Raw genomic sequence first — 18899 nt, forward strand, 5'->3', positions numbered from 1 at the left:
CAGGGGTGAGCGTTACGCTTGCCGCCGTGGCTGACCCGTCGACCTACCGCCCCCCATCGGGCTCGATACCGGAGCTTCCGGGCGTCTACCGGTTCCGTGACGCGACCGGTCGGGTCATCTATGTCGGCAAGGCCAAAAACCTGCGCAGCCGGCTCAACTCCTACTTCGCCGACCCCTACGGGCTGCACCAGCGCACCCGCCAGATGGTCACCACGGCGGCGTCGGTCGACTGGATCACCGTCGGCACCGAGGTCGAGGCGCTCCAGCAGGAATACACCTGGATCAAGGAATACGACCCGCGGTTCAACGTGCGCTACCGCGACGACAAGTCCTATCCCTACCTGGCGGTGACCCTCGACGAGGAGTTCCCGCGGCTCCAGGTGATGCGCGGCGCCAAGCGCAAGGGTGTGCGCTACTTCGGTCCCTATTCACACGCCTGGGCCATCCGCGAAACGCTCGACCTGCTGTTGCGGGTCTTCCCGGCGCGCACCTGCTCCAAAGGCGTCTTCAAGCGCGCCGGCCAGATCGGCCGTCCGTGCCTGTTGGGCTACATCGGCAAGTGCTCGGCGCCCTGCGTCGGCTCGGTGACCGCGGCGGAGCATCGGCAGATCGTCGACGACTTCGTCGACTTCATGGCCGGCAAGACCGACACCCTGATCCGCCGGCTCGACCGCGAGATGATGGCGGCCAGCCAGGAGCTCGAGTTCGAGCGCGCCGCCCGGCTCCGTGACGACCTGGCCGCCCTGCGCCGGGCGATGGAGAAGCAGACCGTCGTGCTCGGCGACGGCACCGACGCCGACGTGGTCGCCTTCGCCGAAGACCCGCTCGAGGCCGCGGTGCAGGTCTTCCACGTCCGTGGCGGGCGGGTGCGCGGCCAGCGCGGCTGGGTCGTGGAGAAGACCGAAGACCTGAGCACCGGCGACCTGGTGCACCACTTCTGCTCCCAGGTCTACGGCGGCGAGCAGGGCGAGACCGACGTGCCCCGCGAGCTGCTGGTGCCGGCGCTGCCGCCCGACGACGACGCGCTCGCCGACTGGCTCAGCCAACACCGCGGCAGCCGGGTGAGCCTGCGGGTGCCGCAGCGTGGCGACAAGAAGGCGCTGCTCGACACCGTCGCCCGCAACGCGCACGAGGCGCTGGCCCGCCACAAGCTCAAGCGGTCGGCCGACCTGACCACCCGCAGCCAGGCGCTCGAGGAGATCGCCGAGGCGCTCGGCATGGATACCGCCCCGCTGCGCATCGAGTGCTACGACATCTCGCAGATCCAGGGCACCGACGTGGTGGCCAGCATGGTCGTCTTCGAAGACGGGTTAGCCCGCAAGAGTGAATATCGGCGCTTCGTGATCAAGGGTGCGACCGACGACCTGTCCGCGATCTCCGAGGTGCTGCGCCGGCGGTTCGCCCGCTACCTCGACTCGCGCGCCGAGACCGGCGAGCTCGGTGACGAGATGGAGATCGACCCGGACCGACCCGGAATCGACCCGCGTACGGGCAAGCCGCGCCGATTCGCGTACGCACCGCAACTGGTCGTGGTCGATGGCGGTGAGCCGCAGGTGCGCGCGGCGGCCGCGGTGCTGCGCGACCTGGGCATCGACGACATCGCGCTGTGCGGCCTGGCCAAGCGGCTCGAAGAGGTCTGGATCCCCGACGACCAGTTCCCGGTCATCATGCCGCGCACCTCCGAGGGGCTCTACCTGCTGCAACGTGCCCGCGACGAGGCGCACCGGTTCGCCATCACGTTCCACCGCGAGCGCCGCTCGAAGCGGATGACCGCGTCGCAGCTCGACGGCGTCCCGGGGCTCGGCGAGATCCGCCGCAAGGTGCTGCTGCGCCACTTCGGCTCGGTCAAGCGGCTGACCGCGGCCACCGTCGAGGAGATCGCCTCGGTGCCCGGTTTCGGCCTGCGCACCGCCGAGGCGATCAAGGCCGCCCTCGGCGGCGAACCGGCGCCGAACGGGCCAGCCGCGACAGACGAGCCCGCCGCGACAGACGATCCGACACCGCCGGCCGAGCCGACCCCAGCGCCGGCCCGGCCGGCGCCCGACGAACCCATCCCGACAGCGACAGAAGAGGGCGATGAGTCCGATGTTTCCCGCGATGCCTAGGATTTCGCGTCGTGGGTGAGCGGGAGAACGACGAGTTGGACAGGTCCGACACCACGCTCGTGATCGTCACCGGCGTCTCGGGCGGGGGCCGGAGCACGGTCGCGCGCGCGTTGGAGAACGTCGGCTTCTACGTCGTCGACAACCTGCCACAGACGCTGATGCTGGAGATGGCCGAGCTGGCCTACGCCGCCGGCGGCCCGGCCCGGCTCACCGCGATGGTGCTCGACGTGCGCAGCCGGGCCTTCTCCGCCGACCTGACCGGTGCCGTGCACGCGCTGAAGAAGCGCGGCTTCAACCCGCACGTGGTCTTCCTCGACGCCGACGACGACGTGCTGATCCGGCGCTTCGAGAGCGTCCGCCGCTCACACCCGCTGCAGGGCGACGGCCGGCTCGCCGACGGCATCGCGGCCGAGCGCAAGCTGCTCGAGGAGGCCCGCGACCAGGCCGACGTGATCATCGACACCAGCCACCTCAACGTCAACCAGCTGCGCCGCCGGATCGAGGAGATGTTCGGCGGTGAAGACGCCCGCCGGCTCAAGGTGACCGTGCTCAGCTTCGGCTTCAAATACGGCCTGCCGCCCGACGCCGACTTCGTGCTCGACGCCCGCTTCCTGCCCAACCCGTTCTGGGTGCCGGAGCTGCGCGACCTGACCGGGCGCGACGAGGCGGTCAGCGGCTACGTGCTCGGCCAGCACGGCGCGGTGCCGTTCGTCGAGACCTACTCGCGGCTGATCGTCGGCACCGCGCCCGGCTTCGAGCGCGAGGGCAAGCGCTACCTGACGGTGGCGGTCGGCTGCACCGGCGGCAAGCACCGCAGCGTCGCCATCGCCGAGGAGCTGGCCACCCGGCTGCGCGAGGCCCGGGTCTCCGCGTCGGCGCAACACCGCGACCTGGGGCGTGAGTGATGCGGGTCGTCGCGTTCGGGGGTGGCCACGGCCTGTCCGCCTCGCTGCGCGCCCTGCGTGGCCTCGACGCCGACCTCGACATCACGGCCGTCGTCACGGTCGCCGACGACGGCGGCTCGAGCGGCCGGCTGCGGGCCGAGCGGTCCGCGCTGCCGCCCGGCGACCTGCGCCAGGCGCTGGCCGCGCTGGCCGCCGACCGGCCCGACACGCAGGCCACGGCCGAGCTCTTCCAGCACCGGTTCGCGCCCGACGGCCGCGATCACAGCTCGCTCGACGGCCACACTGTCGGAAATCTGGTACTCGTCGGGCTGATGGAACAGCTCGGCGACCCGGTGTCCGCTTTGGATCACGCGGCGCGGATGGTCGACGCCGCCGGCCGGGTGCTGCCGATGGCGGTCAAGCCGGTCGGCATCGAGGCCGACGTGCGCGGCGCCGACCCACGCCGGCCGCTGACGCTGTTGACGGTGGAGGGCCAGCACGCGGTGGCGGTCGCGCCCGGCCGGGTGGAGGCGGTCCGGCTGACACCGGCCGACCCGCCCGCGTGCCCGGAGGCGGTGGCCGCGGTCGAGCGGGCCGACTGGCTGATCTTCGGGCCCGGTAGCTGGTACACCAGCGTGATCCCGCACCTGCTGGTGCCCGACCTGGCCGCCGCGATCGTGGCCAGCCCGGCGCGCCGGCTGGTGACCCTCAACCTGGCAGCCGAGCCCGAGACCTGGGGCCTGTCGGCTGCTGATCACCTGGCCGCGTTGCAGTGGTATCTGCCCGGCCTGAAAGTTGACACGGTTCTCGCCGACGGGACCGCCGTCGGTGACCCCGAACCCGTCCGTCGTGCGGCAGAATCGCTGGGTGCGCGGCTGGTCCTCGCACCGGTGGCCGACGCCGACGGCAGTCCGAGGCATGATCCTGCCGCTCTGGGGGCGGCCCTGGTGCCTGTCCTGGGCGCCAGTCGTTAAGCACGTGAGACCCACCGGCTTCCGGCCGGAGACCAGCACGCGAGGTGACGAAGAGTTATGGCGATGACCGCCGCGGTCAAGGACGAGCTGAGTCGGGTCGACGTGCCCAAGCCGTGCTGTCGGCGGGCCGAGATGGCGGCGCTGCTGCGCTTCGCCGGCGGCCTGCATATCGTCTCGGGCCGGGTGGTGGTCGAGGCCGAGCTCGACACCGGCGCGGTCGCGCGCCGCCTGCGCCGCGAGATCGCCGAGGTATACGGCTACCCGAGCGAGATCCACGTGCTGGCGTCCGGCGGCCTGCGCAAGGCCAGCCACTACATCGTGCGGGTGGTCAAGGACGGCGAGATCCTGGCCCGCCAGACCGGCCTGCTCGACGTCCGGGGCCGCCCGGTCCGGGGCCTGCCGCAGCACGTCGTCTCCGGCAACGTCTGCTGCTCGGTGGCGGCCTGGCGGGGCGCCTTCATGGCACACGGCTCGCTGACCGAGCCGGGCCGCTCCAGCGCGCTGGAGATCACCTGCCCGGGCCCCGAGTCCGCGCTGGCGCTGGTCGGCGCCGCCCGGCGGATCGGCATCACCGCCAAGGCCCGCGAGGTCCGCGGTGTCGACCGGGTCGTGGTCAAGGACGGCGACGCGATCTCCGCGCTGCTCACCCGGATCGGCGCGCACAGCAGCGTGCTGGCCTGGGAGGAGCGCCGGGTCCGGCGCGAGGTGCGGGCCACCGCCAACCGGCTGGCCAACTTCGACGACGCCAACCTGCGCCGCTCGGCGCGGGCGGCGGTGGCGGCCGCGGCCCGGGTGACCCGGGCCCTGGAGATCCTCGCCGACGACGCACCGACGCATCTGACCTCGGCGGGCAAGCTGCGCCTCGATCACCGTCAGGCGTCCCTCGAAGAACTCGGTGCGCTCGCCGACCCGCCGTTGACGAAGGACGCCATCGCCGGCCGGATCCGCCGACTGCTGGCCCTGGCCGACAAGCGGGCGCGTGATCTCGGCATACCCGACACCGAGGCGGCTGTGACGCCCGACATGTTGGTGGTCTGACACCCCCACCTGCCGCGTCGGCAAAACAGCCACTCAGATACTGTCGTCAGGTACGGCGACGGGGCCGGCAACCGGTTCTAACACCGGCCGGCGTACGCGGTATTCGCGGCGGCCGGCAATCTCATCATCGAGGAGATGAAACCTGTGACCATCCGGGTTGGCATCAACGGGTTCGGCCGCATTGGCCGCAACTTCTTCCGGGCCGTCCTCGCCTCTGGGGCGGACATCCAGCTGGTCGGCGCCAACGACCTCACCGACAACGCCACCCTGGCACACCTGCTGAAATACGACTCGATCCTCGGCCGGCTGCCGTTCGAGGTCAAGGCCACGGCCGACGAGATCTCGGTCGGTGGGCAGTCGTTCAAGGTGTTCGCCGAGCGCGACCCGGGCAAGCTGCCCTGGGGTGACCTGGGCGCCGACGTCGTGATCGAGTCGACCGGCCTGTTCACCGACGCGACCAAGGCGCGGGCGCACGTCGACGGTGGTGCCAAGAAGGTCATCATCTCCGCGCCGGCCAAGCACGAAGACTTCACCGTCGTCATGGGTGTCAACGACAACCTTTACGACCCGGCGAAGCACACGATCATCTCGAACGCCTCGTGCACCACCAACTGCCTCGCGCCGATGGCGAAGGTGCTCAACGACACGTTCACGATCGAGCACGGCCTGATGACCACGATCCACGCCTACACGCAGGACCAGAACCTGCAGGACGGCCCGCACAAGGACCTGCGCCGGGCCCGCGCGGCCGCGCTCAACATCGTGCCGACCTCGACCGGTGCCGCCAAGGCGATCGGCCTGGTGCTCCCGGAGCTCAAGGGCAAGCTCGACGGCTACGCGCTGCGGGTGCCGATCCCGACCGGCTCGGCGACCGACCTGACCGTCAACGTCGCGCGCGAGACCTCCGTCGAAGAGGTCAACAACGCGATGAAGGAAGCGGCGGCCGGCGCGCTCAAGGGCTACCTGACCTACACGGAAGACGAGATCGTCTCGACCGACATCGTCACCGACCCGTCGTCGTGCATCTTCGACTCGGGCCTGACCAAGGTCATCGGCAACCAGGTCAAGGTCGTCGGCTGGTACGACAACGAGTGGGGCTACTCCAACCGCCTGGCCGACCTGGTCAAGCTCGTCGGGGCCTCGCTCTGACCATCATGAAGACGCTTGACGATCTCCTCGCGGAGGGAGTCGCAGGTCGGCGCGTCCTGGTGCGCGCCGACCTGAACGTCCCGTTCGCCAAGGACCAGCCGGGTCTGATCACCGACGACGGTCGGATCCGGGCCGTCCTACCCACCATCGAGGCGCTCCGCGACGCGGGCGCCGCCGTGATCGTGATGTCCCACCTGGGCCGCCCCAAGGGCGCGCCCGACCCGAAATACACGCTGGCCCCGGTCGCCACCCGGCTCGGCGAGCTGCTCGACGGCCCGATCGTCTTCGCGGAAGACACGGTCGGCCCTTCGGCGCGCCAAAAGGTCGACGCCCTCGCCGGCGGTCAGGTGCTGCTGCTCGAGAACCTGCGGTTCAACGCCGGTGAGACCAGCAAGGACGACGCCGAGCGCGGCGCGTTCGCCGACCAGCTCGCGGCGTTCGCCGAGGCATACGTCGACGACGCGTTCGGCGCGGTGCACCGCAAGCACGCCAGCGTCTTCGACGTACCCGCGCGGTTGCCGCACTTCGCCGGTGGCCTGGTGCTCCGCGAGGTCGAGGTGCTCGACCGGCTGACCACCGACCCGGAGCGCCCCTACGTGGTGGTGCTCGGCGGTGCGAAGGTCTCCGACAAGCTCGCGGTCATCGAGGCGCTGCTGCCCAAGGTCGACCGGTTGCTGGTCGGCGGCGGCATGTGCTTCACGTTCCTGCGGGCCCAGGGCCACGGCATCGGCAAGTCGCTGCTCGAAGACGAGATGGTCGACACCTGCCGCGACCTGCTCGCCCGCGGCGGCGACAAGATCCTGCTGCCGACCGACGTGGTGGCCGCCACCGCGTTCGCGGCCGACGCCGACCACGAGGTGGTGGCCGTCGACGCGATCCCGGCCGACCGGCTCGGGCTCGACATCGGCCCGGCCAGCGTGGCCGCCTTCGCCGGCGCTCTCGGCGACGCGCGCACGGTCTTCTGGAACGGCCCGATGGGCGTCTTCGAGCTGGCGCCGTTCGCGGCCGGCACCCGGGGCGTGGCTGAGGCGATCATGAAGGTCGACGGCCTGACCGTCGTCGGTGGCGGTGACTCCGCGGCCGCGGTCCGCGCGCTCGGCCTCGACGACGACGCCTTCGGCCACATCTCGACCGGCGGGGGAGCCTCGCTGGAATACCTGGAGGGCAAGAGCCTTCCGGGCATCGCCGCTCTGGAGTCCTGATGGCGCCGCTCGCGCGCCGGCCGTTGATGGCCGGCAACTGGAAGATGAACCTCAACCACCTCGAGGCCATCGCCCTGGTCCAGAAGCTGGCGTTCAGCCTCAACGAGCAGCAGCTCACCGACGTCGAGACGGTGGTGATCCCGCCGTTCACCGACCTGCGCAGCGTGCAGACCCTGGTCGACGGCGACAAGCTGCTCATCGGGTACGGCGCACAGGACCTCTCGCCGCACAAGGGTGGCGCCTACACGGGCGACATCTCCGGCCCGATGCTGGCCAAGCTCGGCTGCTCCTACGTCGTGGTCGGCCACTCCGAGCGGCGGCAACACCACCACGAAGACGACCAGGTGGTCAACGCCAAGGTGCAGGCGGCACTGGCCAACGACCTCACGCCGATCTTCTGCCTCGGTGAGGGCATGGATGTCCGCGAGGCCGCGGGGCACGTGGCGCACTGCACGTCGCAGCTCGAGGCCGGGCTCGCCGGGCTCAAGGCCGAGCAGGTCCGCAAGGTCGTCATCGCCTACGAGCCGGTCTGGGCGATCGGCACCGGCAAGACGGCGACGCCGGACGACGCGCAGGAGGTCTGCGGCGCGGTCCGGGCCCGGCTGCAGGAGCGGTTCGACGCCGAAACGGCCGAGACCACCCGCATCCTGTACGGGGGCTCGGTCAAGGCCAACAACGTGGCCGGCATCATGGCCATGCCCGACGTCGACGGTGCGCTGGTCGGCGGCGCCAGCATCGACGCCGACGAGTTCGTGCAGATCGTCCGGTTCCCGGAGCACCTCAAGAAGTAGTGGGGCACCGGCCGGGTCCGCACACCGCGGACCCGGCCGCTATCCTTGGCGATGCCGCCACCGATGCCTGGACCTTCGGTCGGCACGGAGAACCTGGTTTCGAGGAAGCGCCCACCGAGAGGAACGACCACCACCATGCCGATCGCATTCGCCTACACGTTGATCGTGTTGCTGATCATCACGAGCGTGCTGCTGACGATGCTGATCCTGCTGCACCGCGGCAAGGGTGGCGGCCTGTCCAGCATGTTCGGCGGCGGCGTCAGCACCAACCTCGCCGGTTCCTCGATCGCCGAGAAAAACCTCGACCGCTACACCCTGCTGGTGGGGGTCGTGTGGTTCGCGTGCATCGTGGGTCTGGGCCTCTGGCTCAAACTCGCGGTCGCAAGCTGACCCTCATGTCGGCCAAACAGTCGTAAAATCGTGCGCGGTCCGGACGTCTGATCCGGGCCGCGCACTGTTTTTCCAGCTCAGGTTAGTTCCGCTTCACCGCGTCAGGAAGCCGCGTCCCCCGCGGCCGACCCCGCACGACGACAGGAGCGAGATACCGTGCCAAGCGGCAGCGCAATCCGAGGCACCCGCGTCGGTTCCGGCCCGATCCGACCGACGGAGCGGTGCGAGCCCGCACCTCGCCATCCGGTGACCTACTGGTGCGCCAACTCCCACCCGACCGAGGTCTCCCTCGCCGCCGACGTCACCCCACCGGTGACCTGGGACTGCCCCCGCTGTGGGCAGCCGGGCGGCCTCGACGCGGCCAACCCGCCCGGCCGGCCGCGCAGCGAGCCCTACAAGACCCACCTGGCCTATGTGAAGGAGCGCCGCAGCGACGCCGACGGCGCCGCCATCCTCGCCGAGGCGCTCGCCAACCTCCGCCAGCGCCGCGGCGAAAACTAGCCGCCGCTCCAGCAGCGGGCGCCGGTCGTGAACGCGACCGGCGCCGCCGCCCGTTCGACCTGCCCGGGCTGGCCGGTCAGGTCCGGACGCTGCGGAAGGTGCGCGGCACCTGCGCCGCGGCCGCGCTGTCGAGCTGCCAGATCGTGCGGTTGACGCCGTGCACGCCCGCCGCGGGCAGCTGCACCGGCCCGGCGCCGGCCAGGGCCATGCCCACCGCGCCGGCCTTGTCGGGCCCGGCCGCGACCAGCCAGACCTCGTCGGCGGTGTTGATCGTCGGCAGGGTCAGCGTGATCCGCACCGGCGGCGGCTTCGGGCTGCCCCGCACCGCGCTCACCGGGCGGGTCTCGTAGGCCACCGGGTGCTCCGGGAACACCGACGCCACGTGGCCGTCTTCGCCCACGCCGAGCATCAGCACGTCGAAGTGGGGGAGCGGGGCGGTGCCGGGCCGGGCCGCCCGGGCCAGCTCCTGCGCGTAGCGGGCCGCCGCCGCCTCCGGGTCGTTGCCGTCCGGGCCGTCGGACGGCGGCATCGCGTGCACCCGGGCCGCCGGCACCTTCAGCGCGTCGAGGAGCTGCTCACGGGCCTGGGTCTCGTTGCGGTCGGGATGCCCGGCCGGCAGGAACCGCTCGTCACCCCACCAGAAGTCGACCCGCGACCAGTCGACCGCGTCGCTGGCCGGCAGGTCCCGGACGGCCCGGTGTGTCGCGCCGGCGATGCGGCCACCGGTCAGCACCCACGCCGCGGCACCGCGGTCGGCCTGTGCGTCGATCAGCGCCACCACCAACCGCGCCGCCACCGCGTGCGCCAGCACGTCGGCATCGGCGTGGACGATGACACCCGTCTCACTCATGCGTCGGCGCCCGGCGTGGGGGTGGTCGGCGCGGAGCCCTGTGCGGTGCCCGCACCGGCCGAGGCCGGGCGGACCCGGTCGCCGGTGCGCGGCGGCATGTCTTCGACCTGGGTGGGCGGGCCGCCGCCGACGATGCCGGGCCCCATGCCGGGCGCGTGGCCGGCGGTCACCGGGTCCTTCCAGACGTGCACCCGGTGCGCCGGGCGGGTGTCGAGCCCGGTCTCGCCGGTCATCGCGCTCAGCGCCTCGGCGTAGACCTGGTCGGGGTCGAGCCGGCGCAACTCCTCGGCCAGTTCCTCGCCGAGCGGGCGGCGGACCAGCGGCAGCTGCCGCTCGATCTGGTGCGTGCGGGTGAAGACCGCCATGTCCTGGTCGCGCACGAGCTTGACCTCGTCGTTGTTGGCCGCGACCATCGCGACCGACCGCATGATCCGGTAGTCGTCGGTGGTCACCCAGCGGGGCTCGAGCTTGAGCCGGGCGGCCAGCCAGCCCGACATCAGCGCGGCGGTCGGGTCGTGCTCGGGCGCCTCCACGGTGGCGCCCACGAGCTTGGCCTCGGTGGTGTCGAACGCCGACGCGACCAGCGTGCGCCACGGGGTGATCCGGGTCCACGCCAGGTCGGTGTCGCCGGGGGCGTAGTCCTTGGCCCGCTGTCGCAGCGCGGCGACCGGGTCGGGGGTCTGCGAGACGTCGGTGATCCGGCGGTCGGCGACCACACCGAGGAAGTCGTTGGCGATCCGGTCCGGCGGCTCGCCGTGCCACCAGGTGACCACCGGCACGTCCGGGACGAGCAGCGGCATGACCACCGACTCGGCGTGCAGCGCGAGCCGGCCGTACATCCGCATCACGACGGCCTCGCACGGGCCGAGGCGGCCGCCCACGACCACCTCGGCGTCGAGGCGGTTGCTGGGGCGCTCGACGTCGGCGCGCACCACGATCAGCAGCCGGCACGGGTGCATCTGGGCGGCGATCGTCGCCGCCGCCTCGGCCTCGCGGACCCGCTTCTCGTCGACCACGACGATCAGCGTCAGCGCCATGCCGCTGGCCACGCCGCCGGCCGACCGGCGCTCGGTGGCCAGCGCCTTGACCACCTCGTTGCCGGTGGTGTCCCAGAGCCCGATCATGCCCGCCTCCAGTGCCGGCCGTCGCGCCGCAGCAGCTCGTCGGCCGCGTGCGGTCCCCATTCGCCTGCCCGGTAGGGCTCGGGCGCGGTGCCGGCCCAGGCTTCCTCCAGCGGGTCGATGACCCGCCAGCTCTGCTCGACCTCGGCCGCGTCGGGGAACAAGGTGCGGTCGCCGATCAGCACGTCGCGCACGAGCCGCTCGTATGCCTCGGGGCTGGACTCGGTGAACGCGGCGCCGTACTCGAAGTCCATCGCGATGTCGCGGACCTCCATCGTGGTGCCGGGCACCTTGGAGCCGAACTTGAGCACCACGCCCTCGTCGGGCTGCACCCGGATGACCAGCTGGTTGGCGCCCAGCATCTCGATGTCGTAGGGGTTGAACGGCAGGTGCGGCGCCTTCTTGAAGATGATCGCCAGCTCGGTCACCCTGCGCGGCAGCCGCTTGCCGCAGCGCAGGTAGAACGGCACTCCGGCCCAGCGCCTGTTCTGCACGCCGAGCTTCACCGCGACGTAGGTCTCGGTGGTCGAGTCGGACGGCACGTCCTTCTCCTCGAGATAGCCGACCGCGCGCTCGCCGCCGACCCAGCCGGGCAGGTACTGCCCGCGGACCGTCTCGTCGCGGATGTCGTGCGGCAGCGTGATCGCCCGGAGCACCTTGAGCTTCTCGGTGCGGATCTCCGACGCGTCGAAGCTGGTCGGCTCCTCCATCGCGACCAGCGTCATCAGCTGGAGCAGGTGGTTCTGGAGCACGTCTCTCGCCGCTCCCGCGGCGTCGTAGAAGCCGGCCCGGGAGCCGATGCCCACGTCTTCGGCCATGGTTATCTGCACCGAGTCGACGTATTTGCTGTTCCACAGCGGCTCGAACAGGTTGTTGGCGAACCGCAGGGCCAGGATGTTCTGGACGGTCTCCTTGCCCAGGTAGTGGTCGATCCGGAACACGTCGTCGCGGGTGAACACGTCGTCGACCAGGTCGTTGAGCGACTTGGCCGAGGGCAGGTCGTTGCCGAACGGCTTCTCCACCACGACCCGGCGCCAGCCGCCGGACTTGCGGTTGTCGGCCATCCCGGTGCGGGCGAGTTGCTTGAGCACTATCGGGAACGCCGGTGGCGGGATCGCGAAGTAGAACGCGGCGTTGCCGGCGATGCCGTGCGTGTCGCGCAACTCGTCGAGCGTCGACGCGAGCGTGTCGAACGCCTCGTCGTCGTCGAACGCGCCCGGCACGAACTTGATGTTGCCGACGAGCCGGGCCCAGACCTCTTCCCGCCACGGTGTACGCGCGCCGCGCCGCGCCGCCTCCATCGCCAGCGACTCGAAGTCGCCGTCGCCCCAGTCGCGCCGGGCGAACCCGAGGACCACGAAGCCCGGTGGCAGCAGCCCCCGGTTCGCCAGGTCGTAGATGGCCGGCAGCAGCTTCTTGCGAGACAGGTCGCCGGTGACGCCGAAGATCACCAGCGCACAGGGCTCGGGGATCCGCGGCAACCGGCGGTCCTGCGGATCACGCAGCGGGTTCACTCATACCACCTAGGATTTCGCACTGCCTCTAGTGTCGGTCCTGCCGGGCGGGCAGGCCCGACAACGCGCGCAGCAACTCGTCGATCCCCGCCGCACGCTCGGTGAGGTGCAGCCGGACGACGGGCCGTCCGCGGTCGGTCATCGCCTTCCGGTCGCCGGCCGCCTGGGCGGCCTGCAGGTCGGCGAACGTGTAGGGCTTGCCCGGAATCGCCAGATCGCTAACCACCGCACCGGTGACCTGCAGGAACGAGCCGACCTGGGGCCCGCCCTTGTGGTACTGCCCGGTCGAGTGCAGGTAGCGCGGGCCCCAGCCGAACGTCACCGGACGCCCGGCGGCGGTGGCCAGCAGCGCCCGCGCCTGCTCGGCCCGGGCGTCGGCGAGCCGGTCGAGGAACGCCAGCACGGCCAGATACCCGTGCGGGTCGATGCCGTCGACCAGCGCGCCGAGCACGGCGGCCAGGCTGTCGCCGCTGCCGCCGTAAACCTCGATCGCGCCCTCGGTGAACGCCGGTGCCTCGTCGGGCAGCCCCTCGGCCAGGATCCGGGTCGTGTTGTTCTTCGACTCGGTGACGTTGGGCTGGTTGAAGGGGTCGATGCCGATCGCCCGGCCCGCGATCGCCGTCGCGTATTCCCAGGTCAGGAACTGGGCGCCGAGCGGACCGTTGACGGCCAGGTCGGGCCGGACGCCGCCGCCGGGCATGCCGAACGGCGGCTGGGCGCCGCCGACCGTCACGGTGACGACGTCGCTGCCGTGCGCGCCCGGGCTGTCCGGCGTCTCGATGACCACCGGCAGGATGCCCTTGCCGTCTTTGCCGGTCGACTCGGCGATCAGCTGCTCGGCCCAGTCGCCGAGCCCCATGATGCCGGTGCCGTCGGAGATCAGGGCCACCTTGTCGCGCCCGCCGGCGGCCGCCGCACCGAGCGCGGCGCCTAGCGCGAGGCCGGGGTTGCCGCTCTCCTCGGCCAGCGCCGGCAGCAGTTCCTCGGCCTGGTCGAGCAGCTCGGCGACGTCGACACCGGCCAGCGCGGACGGCACGACCCCGAAGGCGGTCAGCGCCGAGTAGCGGCCGCCGACCTCGGAGTCGGCCAGGAAGACCTGGGCGCCCATCTCGCCGCCGGTGGTCTCCAGCGGCGAGCCCGGGTCGGTGACGACCACGAAGTGGCGGGCCGCCTCGGACTCGCTCATGCCGGCGTCGAGGAACGCCTGCCAGTAGGCCCGCCGTTGGCTGTCGGTCTCGACGGTGCCGCCGGACTTGCTGGACACCACCAGCAGCGTGCGCTCCAGGCGGTCGGCCAGGGCGGCCCGGATCTGGCCGGGGTCGGTGGTGTCGAGCACGGTCAACTCGACGCCCAGGGTTCGGGTGATCACCTCGGGGGCCAGCGACGAGCCGCCCATGCCGGCCAGCACGACGTGGTCGAGGTCGGCCAGCTCGGTGCGCAGCTCGGCCAGCCGGGGCAGCAGCTCCCGGCTCTGCCGGAACGTGTCGACCCAGCCCAGCCGGATCTTCGCCTCGGCCTCCGCGTCGGGACCCCACAGCGTGGCGTCCTTGGCGACCAGCTTGGCCGGCACGTCGGCGCCGACCAGCTCCGACCGGATCGCCGCGGCCTCGGTGCTGCCGGCGCCGTAGACGGCGATGCCGGCCGCGGCGACGACGCCGTCGGCGAACGCCGGACCGGCGTCGTCGTCTGCCGCCGGAACCCCGTCGGACCCGAACCCGTAGGTGCTCACCGAGAACCCACGCTCCCCTTCGCGGCGTCGGTCGGCTTCGAGGACCCGTTGCTCGCCGCCTTCAGCGACTTGTCGACCCCGTCGATAAGCTCCTGCCAGCTCGCGGCGAACTTCTCGACGCCCTCGTTCTCGAGCGTGTCGAACACGTCGTCGAGGTCGATGCCCACCTGGGTCAGGTCGGCCATCACCTGCCGGGCGTCGTCGTAGTTGGTGGTGACGGTGTCGGGCCGGGTCTGGCCGTGGTCGGCCCAGGCGTGGATCAACGACTCGGGCATCGTGTTGACGATGCCGGGCGCGATCAGGTCGGCGACGTAGAGCGTGTCCGGGTAGTCCGGGTTCTTCGTCGAGGTCGACGCCCACAGCGGCCGCTGCGGCTTGGCGCCCGCGTCGGCCAGGGCCTGCCAGCGCTCGCCGCTGAACACCTCGGAGTAGCGCTCGTAGGCCAGCCGCGCGTTGGCGACCGCGCCCTTGCCGCGCATCGCCTTGGCCTCGTCGCTGCCGATCTTCTCCAGCCGCTTGTCGATCTCGGTGTCGAAGCGGGAGACGAAGAACGACGCCACCGATGCCAGGTTGGTCAGGTCGTGCCCGTTGGCCTTGGCCTGCTCCATGCCGGCCAGGTAGGCGTCCATCACCTGGCTGTAGCGGTCGAGCGAGAAGATCAGCGTGACGTTGACGCTGACGCCGGCGGCCAGCGTCGCGGTGATCGCCGGCAGCCCTTCCTCGGTCGCCGGGATCTTGATGAAGGCGTTGGGCCGGTCGATCAGCCACCAGAGGCCCTTGGCCTCGGCGATGGTCTTGTCGGTCTCGTGCGCCAGGCGCGGGTCGACCTCGAGCGAGACCCGCCCGTCGACGCCGTCCGAGGCGTCGAAGGCCGGGCGCAGGACATCACAGGCCCAGCGCACGTCGTACGCCGTGAGCATGCGCACGGCCTCTTCCGTGGAGACGCCCCGGGTGGCCAGGTCCTGGACCTGACCGTCGTAGGCGGTCGCGTCGGAGAGCGCCTTGGCGAAGATGGTCGGGTTGGTGGTCACGCCCACGACATGCTGCTCGCGACGCAACTGGTCAAGGGTGCCGGTGCTCAGCCGTACGCGGGAAAGGTCGTCGAGCCAGATGGCGACGCCCGCGGCGGTGAGTTCGGCCAGGCGGTCGGTCATTATCCTTCGCTCCCTCAGTTGCCCGTGGTGGTGCCGGTGATGGCGCCGACCCGCGCGAGCGAGGCATGCGCCTTCGCCACGACGTTGTCGGCGGTGAATCCGAACTGCTCGAAGAGCACCGTGTGGGGCGCGCTGGCGCCGTAGTGCTCGATGCTGACGCTCTCGCCGAGGTCGCCGACGAGGTCGCGCCAGGACATCGCGATGCCGGCCTCGACGCTGACGCGCGCCTTGACCGAGTTGGGCAGCACGGTCTGGCGGTATTCCTCGTCCTGCGCGCGGAACCACTCCTGGCAGGGCATCGACACGACCCGGGTGGGCGTGCCGTCGGCCTCCAGCCGTTCCCGGGCCGCGAGGCAGAGCTGCACCTCGGAGCCGGTGCCGATGAGGATCACGTGCGGCTGGGCGTCGGACGCCTCGGCCAGGATGTAACCCCCGCGCGCCACGCCGTCGGCCGGTGCGTAGCGCTCGCGGTCGATGGTCGGCAGCGCCTGGCGGGTCAGCGCCAGCGCGGTCGGCCGGTCGGTGTGCTCCATCGCCATCCGCCACGCCCACGCGGTCTCGTTGGCGTCGCCCGGCCGCACCACGTCGAGCCCCGGGATGGCCCGCAGCGCGGTGAGGTGCTCGATCGGCTGGTGCGTCGGCCCGTCTTCGCCGAGGCCGATGGAGTCGTGCGTCCAGACGTAGGTGACCGGCAGCTTCATCAGCGCGGCGAGCCGCACCGACGGTCGCATGTAGTCACTGAAGACCAGGAACGTGCCGCCGTAGGGGCGGGTCGCGCCGTGCAGCACGATGCCGTTGAGGATCGCGCCCATCCCGTGCTCGCGGATCCCGAAGTGCAGCGTGCGGCCGTACTCGTCGCCCGGGAACTCCTTGGTCGCGTGCTCGGCCGGCACGAACGACGGCTCGCCCTTCATGGTGGTGTTGTTGCTCTCGGCCAGGTCGGCCGAGCCGCCCCACAGCTCCGGCAGCACCGGCGCGAGGGCCTCGAGGACCTTGCCGGAGGCGGCCCGCGTGGCGAGGCCCTTCGGGTCTGCCGGCCACACTGGCAACGCGTCGGTCCAGCCCGCCGGCAGGGCGCGCGAGGTGAGCCGGTCGAAGAGGGCCCGGCTGTCGGGGTTGTTGGTCGACCAGGTCGCGAACGCCTTGTCCCACTCGGCGTGCTCGGCCTGGCCGCGGGCGACCGCCTTGCGGGTGTGCTCGAGCACCTCGGCGGAGACGTCGAAGCTCTTCGCGGGGTCGAAGCCGAGCACCTTCTTGGTCGCGGCGACCTCGTCGGCGCCGAGCGCCGAGCCGTGGATCTTGCCAGTGTTCTGCTTGTTGGGCGCCGGCCAACCGATGATGGTGCGCAGCGCGATGAACGACGGGCGGTCGGTGACCGCCTTGGCGGCCTCGATCGCGCGCCAGAGCGCCTCGGGGTCTTCGCGGTAGTCGCCCTCGTCGGCGTGGCCGCTGCGGAAGTCGACCGTCTGCACGTGCCAGCCGTAGGCCGCGTAGCGGGCGGCGACGTCTTCGCTCTTGGCGATCCGGGTGTCGTCTTCGATCGAGATCTCGTTGTCGTCCCAGATCGCGGTCAGGTTGCCCAGCCGCTGGTGCCCGGCGAGCGAGCTGACCTCGTGGCTGATGCCCTCTTCGATGTCACCGTCGGAGACGATCGTGTAGACGTTGTGGTCGAACAGCGGGCCGGCGGAGCCGTCCGCGTCGAACAGGCCCTTCTCGCGCCGGGCGGCCATCGCCATCCCGACCGCGTTGCCGATGCCCTGGCCGAGCGGGCCCGTGGTGGTCTCGACACCCTTGGTGTGCCCGTGCTCGGGGTGGCCGGGGGTCAGCGAGCCCCACTGCCGCAACGACATCAGGTCTTCCAGGCCCAGGCCGTAGCCGGTCAGGTAGAGCTGGATGTAGAGGGTCAGGCTGCTGTGCCCCGCGGAGAGCACGAAGCGGTCGCGGCCCGGCCAGTGCGGATCGGTCGGGTCGTGCCGCATCACCTTGTTGAAGAGCAGGTATGCGGCCGGGGCAAGGCTCATGGCGGTGCCCGGGTGTCCGTTGCCGGCCTTCTCGACCGCGTCCATCGCGAGGACGCGGATCGTGTCGACCGCCTTGCGGTCCAGCTCGGACCAGGTGAATGAGGCTTGCTCTGAGTTGCTGGCTGGCACGATGTATGCGCTCCTCGGCGAGTGTTTCCGGTCCCTCCCCTCTGACCCTAGCGACCCGTGCTAAACACCTGCCGCCGGATCTGGCCCTCGGCGTTGCGATGTGGGCGGACAGACACCGCCCGAGTGGTTCCGGCCGCACCGCGTCGGGTCGACGATCAGCACGGATACGCGCCGCGTACGCTGTCGATCGGCCTGTTGACCGTCGCCGGTCTGCGGTTCGACGAGAAAGGTGGACACGGCCTTGAGCATGGTCACGGAGCGCCCGACGCCGAGCCTCACGCCGGGTCCGGTTCCGGTGCCGCCCCGGCGCGACCCGCGTGCCGTCGTCGGTGCCTATGTGGCCCTGACCAAGCCGCGCATCATCGAGCTGCTGCTGATCACCACGGTGCCGGCGATGCTGTTGGCGGCCGAGGGCATCCCGTCGGTCTGGACGATGATCGTGGTGCTGGTCGGCGGTTCGCTCGCGGCCGGTGCCGCCAACGCGCTCAACTGCTACATCGACCGCGACATCGACCAGCTGATGCGCCGCACCAAGCGGCGCCCGCTGCCCACCCACGCCCTGTCGCCGCGCAACGTGCTGGTGTTCGGGCTGGTGCTCGCGGTGGTGTCGGTCGGCCTGATGGCCGGGTTCACCAACTGGCTCGCGGCCGCGCTGACCGGTGCCGCGATCGCCTACTACGACCTCGTCTACACGCTCTGGCTCAAGCGCACCACGCCGCAGAACACGTTCTGGGGTGGCGCGTGCGGCGCGGCGCCGGTGCTGATCGGCTGGGCGGCCGTCACCGGCGGGCTCTCGCCGCTGGCCTGGGCGCTGTTCGCGGTGGTCTTCTTCTGGCAGATGCCGCACTTCTACGCGCTGGCCATCAAATACAAGGACGACTACGCCCGCGCCGGCATCCCGATGCTCCCCGTGGTCCGCTCGGCGGCCCGGGTCAACCGGGAGATTGTGATCTTCACCTGGCTGACCGTCGCGGCGTCGCTGGCGGCCTGGCCGCTGGGCCTGGGCCCGCTCTACGGCATCACTGCGGTCGTGAGCGGAGCGGTGTTCCTCAGTGAGTCGCACAAGCTGGTGGGCCGATCCAGGGCGGGGGAGCCGCTCAAGCCGATGCGGCTGTTCCACTGGTCGATCACCTATCTGACGATCGTGTCGCTCGCGGTCGCGCTCGACGCGCTGCTCTGAACCGCGTTTCGTACCCCTGTCGCATTTGGGTGGTTAGACCGAGAATCGCGCAATTTTCTCGGGCCGCCGGGCCGCCACGGACGAGGGATACGAGTTGTCCGAGATGTCATCCGCAATTAACCGGATATGTCTAACTTTCGTGTCTCAAACTTCCTGTGGCCTGTCTT

14 protein-coding genes and 2 pseudogenes are annotated in these 18899 nt (G+C 71.2%); 10 read left to right on the plus strand and 6 right to left on the minus strand.

Annotation, left to right across the window (positions count from 1 at the left end; genetic code table 11):
• Positions 1–26: 26 nt before the first annotated feature.
• From uvrC to AB0J74_RS00850, 9 genes are all read left to right on the plus strand, one after another.
• Positions 27–2105 carry an excinuclease ABC subunit UvrC gene (uvrC, locus tag AB0J74_RS00810; protein WP_363442828.1) on the plus strand — a complete coding sequence of 693 codons (2079 nt, stop codon included), beginning with the start codon at positions 27–29 and terminating at the stop codon, positions 2103–2105.
• A gap of 11 nt (positions 2106–2116) precedes the next feature.
• On the plus strand, positions 2117–3010 hold the full coding sequence (gene rapZ, locus AB0J74_RS00815; RefSeq protein WP_363442831.1) for an RNase adapter RapZ: 894 nt from the start codon (positions 2117–2119) through the stop codon (positions 3008–3010).
• Complete coding sequence (gene yvcK / locus AB0J74_RS00820) at positions 3010–3963, plus strand: uridine diphosphate-N-acetylglucosamine-binding protein YvcK (RefSeq protein WP_363442834.1); 954 nt, start codon at positions 3010–3012, stop codon at positions 3961–3963. Before rapZ ends, yvcK begins: the two co-directional genes overlap by 1 nt.
• Positions 3964–4020: 57 nt before the next feature.
• Entirely contained in the window at positions 4021–5001 is a 981-nt protein-coding gene (gene whiA / locus AB0J74_RS00825; protein WP_116074554.1) for a DNA-binding protein WhiA, read from the plus strand.
• Between the two features lie 144 nt (positions 5002–5145).
• Positions 5146–6150, plus strand: a complete 1005-nt coding sequence (gap, locus tag AB0J74_RS00830) for a type I glyceraldehyde-3-phosphate dehydrogenase (RefSeq protein WP_363444004.1) — start codon at positions 5146–5148, stop codon at positions 6148–6150.
• A gap of 5 nt (positions 6151–6155) precedes the next feature.
• Positions 6156–7352, plus strand: coding sequence for a phosphoglycerate kinase (locus AB0J74_RS00835; RefSeq protein WP_363442838.1), 1197 nt, complete (start codon positions 6156–6158; stop codon positions 7350–7352).
• Positions 7352–8143: a triose-phosphate isomerase gene (tpiA, locus tag AB0J74_RS00840; protein WP_363442841.1), complete on the plus strand. Its 792-nt coding sequence runs from the start codon at positions 7352–7354 to the stop codon at positions 8141–8143. Before AB0J74_RS00835 ends, tpiA begins: the two co-directional genes overlap by 1 nt.
• Positions 8144–8278: 135 nt before the next feature.
• The gene (gene secG / locus AB0J74_RS00845) at positions 8279–8533 is read left to right on the plus strand and encodes a preprotein translocase subunit SecG (protein ID WP_363442844.1); all 255 of its coding nucleotides are present in this window, start codon (positions 8279–8281) and stop codon (positions 8531–8533) included.
• 156 nt (positions 8534–8689) lie between these two features.
• Entirely contained in the window at positions 8690–9034 is a 345-nt protein-coding gene (locus AB0J74_RS00850) for an RNA polymerase-binding protein RbpA (RefSeq protein ID WP_363442847.1), read from the plus strand.
• 76 nt (positions 9035–9110) lie between these two features.
• Here AB0J74_RS00850 and pgl read toward each other — a convergent pair whose 3' ends face one another.
• The 6 genes and pseudogenes from pgl to tkt form a co-directional block, all read right to left on the minus strand.
• The gene (pgl, locus tag AB0J74_RS00855; RefSeq protein WP_363442850.1) at positions 9111–9884 is read right to left on the minus strand and encodes a 6-phosphogluconolactonase; all 774 of its coding nucleotides are present in this window, start codon (positions 9882–9884) and stop codon (positions 9111–9113) included.
• Positions 9885–10054: 170 nt separating this feature from the next.
• Positions 10055–11008: pseudogene (locus tag AB0J74_RS00860) on the minus strand (glucose-6-phosphate dehydrogenase assembly protein OpcA); the annotation flags it as partial.
• Positions 11005–12519, minus strand: a complete 1515-nt coding sequence (gene zwf / locus AB0J74_RS00865; RefSeq protein WP_363442853.1) for a glucose-6-phosphate dehydrogenase — start codon at positions 12517–12519, stop codon at positions 11005–11007. The pseudogene AB0J74_RS00860 and the gene zwf, both read right to left, overlap by 4 nt.
• Positions 12520–12547: 28 nt before the next feature.
• A complete protein-coding gene (locus tag AB0J74_RS00870; RefSeq protein WP_363444007.1) occupies positions 12548–14155 on the minus strand; it encodes a glucose-6-phosphate isomerase in 1608 nt (535 codons plus the stop codon).
• An 89-nt stretch (positions 14156–14244) separates the two neighbouring features.
• A complete protein-coding gene (gene tal / locus AB0J74_RS00875; RefSeq protein WP_363442856.1) occupies positions 14245–15402 on the minus strand; it encodes a transaldolase in 1158 nt (385 codons plus the stop codon).
• 14 nt (positions 15403–15416) lie between these two features.
• On the minus strand, positions 15417–17552 hold the full coding sequence (gene tkt, locus AB0J74_RS00880) for a transketolase (protein ID WP_363442859.1): 2136 nt from the start codon (positions 17550–17552) through the stop codon (positions 15417–15419).
• A 304-nt stretch (positions 17553–17856) separates the two neighbouring features.
• Between tkt and AB0J74_RS00885 the strand changes: the two are divergent.
• A pseudogene (locus tag AB0J74_RS00885) lies at positions 17857–18732 on the plus strand (heme o synthase); the annotation flags it as partial.
• Between the last annotated feature and the right edge of the window lie 167 nt (positions 18733–18899).

The sequence above is a fragment of the Asanoa sp. NPDC049573 genome (assembly GCF_040676615.1).
GTDB lineage: Bacteria > Actinomycetota > Actinomycetes > Mycobacteriales > Micromonosporaceae > Asanoa.

Bases quoted from the DNA above. Each gene is read 5' to 3' on its own strand.
- tpiA (WP_363442841.1), top strand. From the start codon at position 7,352: ATGGCGCCGCTCGCGCGCCGGCCGTTGATGGCCGGCAACTGGAAGATG.
- yvcK (WP_363442834.1), top strand. From the start codon at position 3,010: ATGCGGGTCGTCGCGTTCGGGGGTGGCCACGGCCTGTCCGCCTCGCTG.
- AB0J74_RS00835 (WP_363442838.1), top strand. From the start codon at position 6,156: ATGAAGACGCTTGACGATCTCCTCGCGGAGGGAGTCGCAGGTCGGCGC.
- pgl (WP_363442850.1), bottom strand. From the start codon at position 9,884: ATGAGTGAGACGGGTGTCATCGTCCACGCCGATGCCGACGTGCTGGCG.
- tal (WP_363442856.1), bottom strand. From the start codon at position 15,402: ATGACCGACCGCCTGGCCGAACTCACCGCCGCGGGCGTCGCCATCTGG.
- secG (WP_363442844.1), top strand. From the start codon at position 8,279: ATGCCGATCGCATTCGCCTACACGTTGATCGTGTTGCTGATCATCACG.
- whiA (WP_116074554.1), top strand. From the start codon at position 4,021: ATGGCGATGACCGCCGCGGTCAAGGACGAGCTGAGTCGGGTCGACGTG.